Origin of the sequence: Desulfovibrio sp. SGI.102 (assembly GCF_050314315.1) — a bacterium.
In the GTDB taxonomy this organism is placed as follows: domain Bacteria; phylum Desulfobacterota; class Desulfovibrionia; order Desulfovibrionales; family Desulfovibrionaceae; genus Desulfovibrio.
On the sequence record NZ_JBNPNC010000085.1, the window covers coordinates 1 to 6,427 of the forward strand.

At 49.4% G+C, this 6,427-nt stretch carries 5 protein-coding genes; all 5 read right to left on the reverse strand.

The genetic code is table 11. The features are described 5' to 3' along the window. Positions 1-2,981 (reverse strand): type I restriction endonuclease subunit R (locus ACQRCJ_RS11780; RefSeq protein WP_427799868.1); only part of this gene is annotated, 2,981 nt, incomplete at its 3' end. Further along, positions 2,981-4,132, reverse strand: coding sequence for a restriction endonuclease subunit S (locus ACQRCJ_RS11785; protein ID WP_427799869.1), 1,152 nt, complete (start codon positions 4,130-4,132; stop codon positions 2,981-2,983). The genes ACQRCJ_RS11780 and ACQRCJ_RS11785, both read right to left, overlap by 1 nt. Next, complete coding sequence (gene fic / locus ACQRCJ_RS11790) at positions 4,129-4,668, reverse strand: protein adenylyltransferase Fic (RefSeq protein WP_427799870.1); 540 nt, start codon at positions 4,666-4,668, stop codon at positions 4,129-4,131. The genes ACQRCJ_RS11785 and fic overlap by 4 nt, the downstream gene beginning before the upstream one ends. 4 nt (positions 4,669-4,672) lie before the next feature. Next, on the reverse strand, positions 4,673-6,235 hold the full coding sequence (locus ACQRCJ_RS11795; protein WP_427799871.1) for a type I restriction-modification system subunit M: 1,563 nt from the start codon (positions 6,233-6,235) through the stop codon (positions 4,673-4,675). Further along, positions 6,228-6,427 (reverse strand): hypothetical protein (locus ACQRCJ_RS11800; protein ID WP_427799872.1); only part of this gene is annotated, 200 nt, incomplete at its 5' end. The genes ACQRCJ_RS11795 and ACQRCJ_RS11800, both read right to left, overlap by 8 nt.

A 6,427-nucleotide genomic window follows, 5' to 3' on the forward strand; every position in this document is an offset into this window, starting at 1 on the left:
CGCTCAATGATGCCTTTTTTATTCTCTCTACTCCTTTTATCAAAGGGATTGGCTGGTGGCATGATTTTATCAAGATCTGTACCGATGGTTTTCAACGTACCATCACGAAAGGCGTTATCTATAAACTTGCGGGCTTCTTCAGGCTTTAGACGTTCGCTTGTGATAAGCTCTGCCAAGTCTGACTCTTTCTGTTTGCTTACGTAACGCTGCCAGTCGTCACAGACAGACGGAGACACATTGATGTCCGCAATAAAGCCTTCAATGAGTTCCTTTTTGCTGCGAAGCTCGATGCTGGAATTGATGGCCGTACGGATATTGGCAAGGATGTCTTTATCTTTGCCGTGCGAGGCCCTGAACTTCTCCACGAGCATCAGGATATAGTCGATATTGATTTCAACCTGACGCATCAACTCCATTTCAAAGACGATATCGGCGTTAATATCTTCCTTATCTGCTTTTGGTTCCCTGTGCTTCTCGTACAAGTCAAGATAGATGCTCTGGTAATCCTGAAACTCACGAGGCGTAAGGATTTCGTTGCCCTTGAAATCATCAAAGGCGGTAAGGATATTCCGTATCCGCAGGATGGAGCCGAACAGGACTATAAAGCTTTTTTCATCCTCCTCTCCGACTATTTGCTGTCCCAGCGGAAAACGGGTGAACAGGCTGTCAATAAGCTCCCTGTAGCCTTCGTGGTGTCTGGATTCGCCGTTCGGCTTCTCTTCGTCAAAGCCGTTATAGTAATCCTCGTACTTTTTCAGCAGGACTATGCCGCCGGCGTCCTTGTCGCCAAAAAGGGCTATGGCTTCGTCTGTCTCTTTTTGCAGGTCACGGAAACAGACGATATTCCCAAATGTTTTCACGGAATTGAGGATGCGGTTGGTACGGGAATAAGCCTGGATAAGGCCGTGCTGTTTGAGGTTCTTGTCCACCCACAGCGTATTGAGGGTAGTTGCGTCAAAGCCCGTCAGGAACATGTTCACCACGATAAGAAGATCTATCTCGCGATTTTTCATCCGCTGGGACAAGTCCTTGTAGTAGTTTTGGAACTTGTCGGCTGAGGTATCAAAGTTGGTGTTGAAGGCCTTGTTGTAATCAGCGATGACAGCTTCCAGAAAATCGCGGGAAGTATCATCCAGTTCGGCGGTATTGAAGCTTTCATCTTCCGGGTCAGCTTCGTTGGGCTGGTAGCTGAAAATGGTAGCTACAGCCATATCCCTGTGCAATTCCTGTAACTGCCGTTTGAACTCCTTGTAGTAAAGTATGGCCACGGGGATGGAGCTCACGGCAAAGATGGAGTTGAAGCCCGCCAGCCTCTGCCCCTTGACGGTATAGAAGAAGGAACGGCACGTCTTTCTGTCGAAGTTCTCCAGGATGTACCTGACTACGGCGCTGATGCGTTCCGGGGCGGCAAGCGCCTTTTCGATGTCGATGGCCCTGACTTTGCAATCCTTCACGCCCTCCGCCATCTTCACCGTGTTGATGTAGTCGATGCGGAAGGGCAGCACATTGCCGTCATTGATGGCATCCACGATGGTATAGGTGTGCAGCTTGTCGCCAAAGGCCTGTTCGGTGGTCTTCAGCAACGGGTTGCCGCTGCCACTGGCGTTTTCAGCAAAGATGGGCGTGCCCGTAAAGCCGAACAGATGGTAATTTTTGAAGGCCCGGGTGATGGCGGTGTGCAGCTCGCCGAACTGTGAGCGGTGGCATTCGTCAAAGATAAGAACCAGCCTTTGCTGAAAGACGGTGTGCTTTGGGTTCTTCGTCACGAAGATGCCGAGCTTCTGGATGGTGGTGATGATGATGCGGGCGTTGGGGTCTTCCATCTGCTTCGTGAGCACCTTGACGGAATTGTTGCCGTTGGCCGCCCCTTTCTCGAACTTATCGTATTCCTTGATGGTCTGGTAGTCCAAGTCCTTTCTGTCAACGACAAAGAGCACCTTGTCCACATAGGGAAGGCGCGTGGCAAGCTGGGCTGTCTTGAAGGAAGTAAGCGTCTTGCCAGAGCCGGTGGTATGCCAAATGTAGCCACCAGCGGCGAGCGTCCCGGCCTTTTTGTAGTTATGGGCCAGCTCAATGCGCTGGAGAATGCGTTCCGTGGCGGTGATCTGGTAAGGACGCATCACCAGCAGGAGCTTTTCAGAGGTGAAGACGCAGAAACGGGCAAGGATATTCAGCAGGGTACGCTTGGCAAAGAAAGTCTTGGTAAAATCCACAAGGTCGGCAATAATTTTATTGTTACCATCCGCCCAGTAGGAAGTGAACTCAAAGGAGTTGCTTGTCTTCTTGCTCGTGCGCCTGCCGCTCCCGCTCTGCTCCCTGATATGGGCGTCACGGGTAGTATTCGAGTAGTATTTCGTGTGGGTGCCGTTGGAGATGACGAATATCTGGACGTACTCATACAGGCCGGAGGAGGCCCAGAAGCTGTCCCGCTGATAGCGCTTAATTTGGTTAAAAGCTTCCCGTATAGCCACGCCGCGGCGCTTGAGTTCGATATGAACCATCGGGAAACCATTGACGAGCACCGTCACATCATAGCGGGTATCGTGCGTCCCCTGCGTCTCTTCATACTGGTTGATGACCTGTACGCGGTTGCTATGGATATTCTTCTTGTCAAGCAAGGTGATGTTCTTGGTCGTGCCGTCATCCCTTGTCAGATTAAGGACACTGTCTTCCTGTATGCGTCGGGTCTTTTCCTCGATGCCTTCGTTGGCATTGGCAAGATGCTGGGTGAAGAACTGCTTCCATTCCTTTTCAGAAAACGAGTAGTTGTTGAGCAGTTCCAGCTGGTGGCGAAGGTTGGCAACAAGAGCTGCCTCGTTGCGTATATCCGCATATTCGTAACCTTGAGAACACAGTTGTTTGATGAACGCCTTTTCCAGATCGGCTTCGCTCTGGTAGGCGTCGGAACGGACTTCCGCAGGTGTGTATTCAGCCACCACCGTGTTTTCAGGGCATTGTGCCACCATGTTGAAACTGGACATCAAACGGCCTCCTTAAAGGTGAGGAGCTTGTCCCGGTAATATTCGTACTGCTTTTTCCGCGCTTCGATCTCGGCGGGCAGGCCGCTGGCCAGGTCGTTGCACAGGGCATCGAAGCGGTCGAGGATGGCAACGATGCGTTCCTGCTCCTCAAGGGGAGGGACGGGGACGGGATAACTACAAATTATTCCAACATTCAAATCCTCCCTTGCGCCTTGCCCTAAGAATTTTAATTTAAGATATTGGCTACTAATCCAATGAAATACATATCTATACAATGCAATATTATGATCTATTTCAAGATTACAACAATGCTGATTTGTTGTTAAAGGAATCTTATTAACCGCACACCTCGCCGCAGTTGCCCCGGAGATAGCTACTATTACGCAATTTTCTGGTATCCATTTTGCTGAAGAATTTTCAAGACCATCCTGTGAAATCATCATTTCTGTTTCCCAAATATCACAAAATTTAACTTCCTGCGTACGAAGCCAAGGAATATTTCCATTATAATAATTACTTCTTGATTTTAGAGGTGTTCCACCAGATGATACGTTTATGCAGACATCCCTGATTGTTTTCCAAATATTTTCATCTTCAAAACGCAGCAAATTCTCTCTATAATATTGATACTGCTGCTTCCTTTTGGTAAGTTCAGCAGTAAGTTCAGCAGTAAGTTCAGCAGTAAGTTCGGCGAAATTATCTAATATCCTTACTATCTCTTCCTGTACGGGGATGGGCGGAACTGGAATAGACATTGTGCTTACAAGAGACCAATGTCGATTATATCCACGATTTGCTATTTTTAACCCAAGCATTATATGATATAAAAAGCGTGGTTTGATATTTTTACTTGCTAAAAGTATTTTTATACCATCAGCACCTTGACAAAATTCAAAGTTAACAAATTTTATCTCTCGTGTATGATCTCCAAATATAACATACTCACCTTTTTTAACTACAGCAGAAGAATCATTCGTATAACCAACAATAAAATTTTGACCTTGGTCTATTATTGGAAATAGTCCAATATTTTTATATTCTTTTTTATTAAGTTTTTTGGGAGCAGAAATAACTTTACAAAGTTTTCCAATTTCTTCAAATTCAACCCCATTGGGGCACAATTCAGCAATAAGTTCGTCCAGTCGGCTCATTTTTGGTATCCTTCATAATAATAGGACTGCTCTATGCCCTTAAAAATGACTTCGCGGTCGTCCGTCCGGTCAGTCAGGTTCGGCTGGATGAGAAAGCGCAGTTCAAGGTCATTGACGGGGCTGCGCTCCATGGCCTGAAGGTAGGCGCCCTTGTCGATGTTTTGCCAATTCACTACGCAGCCCAGATTTTTTTTGAGTATCCTGTCCAGCCAAATGCGGGTGGCACGTCCGTTCCCTTCCCTGAAGGGATGGGCGATATTCATCTCCACGTACTTGGCGATGATGTCCTCAAAGGTGGCTTCGGGCATCTTTTCGATGGCGGCCAGGGCTTCTTTCAAATACAGGCAGTTGGCGAAGCGGAAGTTCCCTTTGGAGATATTCACTTCCCGTATCTGCCCGGCAAAGTCATACAGGCCTCCAAAAAGGTAGGCGTGGATCTGTTGCAGGCCTCTGGTGGTGCCCACTTCCATGTTTTCGATGTCGCCGCTTTCATACAGCCGGTGCGCGTTGGCAAGGCTGATCTCGTCGAGCTTCATGGCGCTACCCCTCGATCTCAGCAATTATCCTGTCAATCTCGGCACGAAGTACGGCTTCACGGGCGACGATCTCCTCTATCTGCCTGTTGAGTTCGCGGATATCCACCACTTCCCGCGTATCTTCCTGCTCCACATAGGTGCTGACGGAAAGATTATAGTCCTGGGCTTCGATGTCGGCAGTGGTAACGACTTTGGCGAAGTATTCCGCATCCTCATGCCTGATAAAGGCATCCAGTATCTTGGCGGAGTTGGCCGCTGTCAGCTTGTTGGAGTTCGTCACCTTCACGCATTCGGAAGAGGCGTCTATAAAGAGGACAGTGTTGTCCTTTTTGGACTTCTTCAGCACCATGATGCAGGTGGCAATGGTCGTGCCGAAAAAAAGGTTGTCCGGCAACTGGATGGTACAATCCACATAGTTGTTGTCTATAAGGTACTTGCGTATCTTCTTTTCCTTTCCGCCTCGGTACATGACGCCGGGGAAGCAGACGATGGCCGCCGCCCCATCGGTGGCCAGCCACGAAAGGGAATGAAGGATGAAAGCCAGGTCCGCCTTGGACTTGGGGGCGAGGACGCCGGCCGGGGCAAAACGGGGATCATTGATAAGCGTGGCGTTGTCTTCCCCATCCCATTTGATGGAATACGGGGGATTGGAGACGATGGCTTCAAAGGGTTCATCATCCCAGTGTTGCGGTTCGGTGAGCGTGTCGCCGAAGGCGATGTCGAACTTGTCGTAGCCGACATCGTGAAGGAACATGTTGATACGGCACAGGTTGTAGGTGGTGATGTTGATCTCCTGCCCGAAGAAGCCTTCCCGCACGTTTTCCGTACCAAGTATCTTGGCGAACTTCAAAAGAAGGGAGCCGGAGCCGCACGCGGGGTCATAGACCTTGTTCACGGAGGTCTTGCCCACGGTGGTTATCCTTGCGAGAAGTTCGGAAACTTCCTGCGGGGTGTAGTATTCGCCGCCGCTCTTGCCCGCGTTGGAGGCATACATGCCCATGAGGAACTCATAGGCATCACCAAAGGCATCGATGGTGTTGTCCTGGTAGTTGCCGAGGTTCATGTCACGCACGCCGTAAAGCAGCTTCACCAGTTTGTCGTTACGCTTGGCTACGGTATCGCCAAGCTTCTTGCTGTTCACGTCAAGGTCGTCAAACAGACCTTTGAAGTTATCTTCGCTGTCCGTCCCTACGGCAGATTGTTCTATGTGCTTAAAGGTTCTTTCCAGCGTTTCGTTCAGGTTTTCATCAAGGGCGGCACGGCGGCAAACATTGGCAAAGAGTTCGCTTGGCAGAATGAAGAAACCCTTGATGGGGAGTATCTCTTCACGGGCGATTTCAGCTTCCTCATCGCCCATCTCCGTATAGTCAACGCTATCGATACCGGCTTCCGCCATGCGTTTGTTCAGGTAGGCGGTAAGGTTTTCAGAGATATACCGGTAGAACAGCATCCCCAAAACGTACTGCTTAAAATCCCAGCCGTCCACGCTACCGCGAAGATCGTTGGCGATATTCCATATCACGCGATGGAGCTCTGCCCGCTCCTGTTCTTTCCTGTTGTCACTCATTGTTGCTCTCTCCTACCGGAAATTGAGGGATATCTCTAAAAGCCAAACCGGGAAAGGCATCTATGGGGGCGGCTTGCAATCTCCTGAAAGAATGCTTATAAAAAAGGTGCCGGGAGAATGCGCCAACACTCCCCCGGCAGGTACGACGCTCTAGCGTCCCCTTGATGTTACATGGCTTACCAGCATTATTTA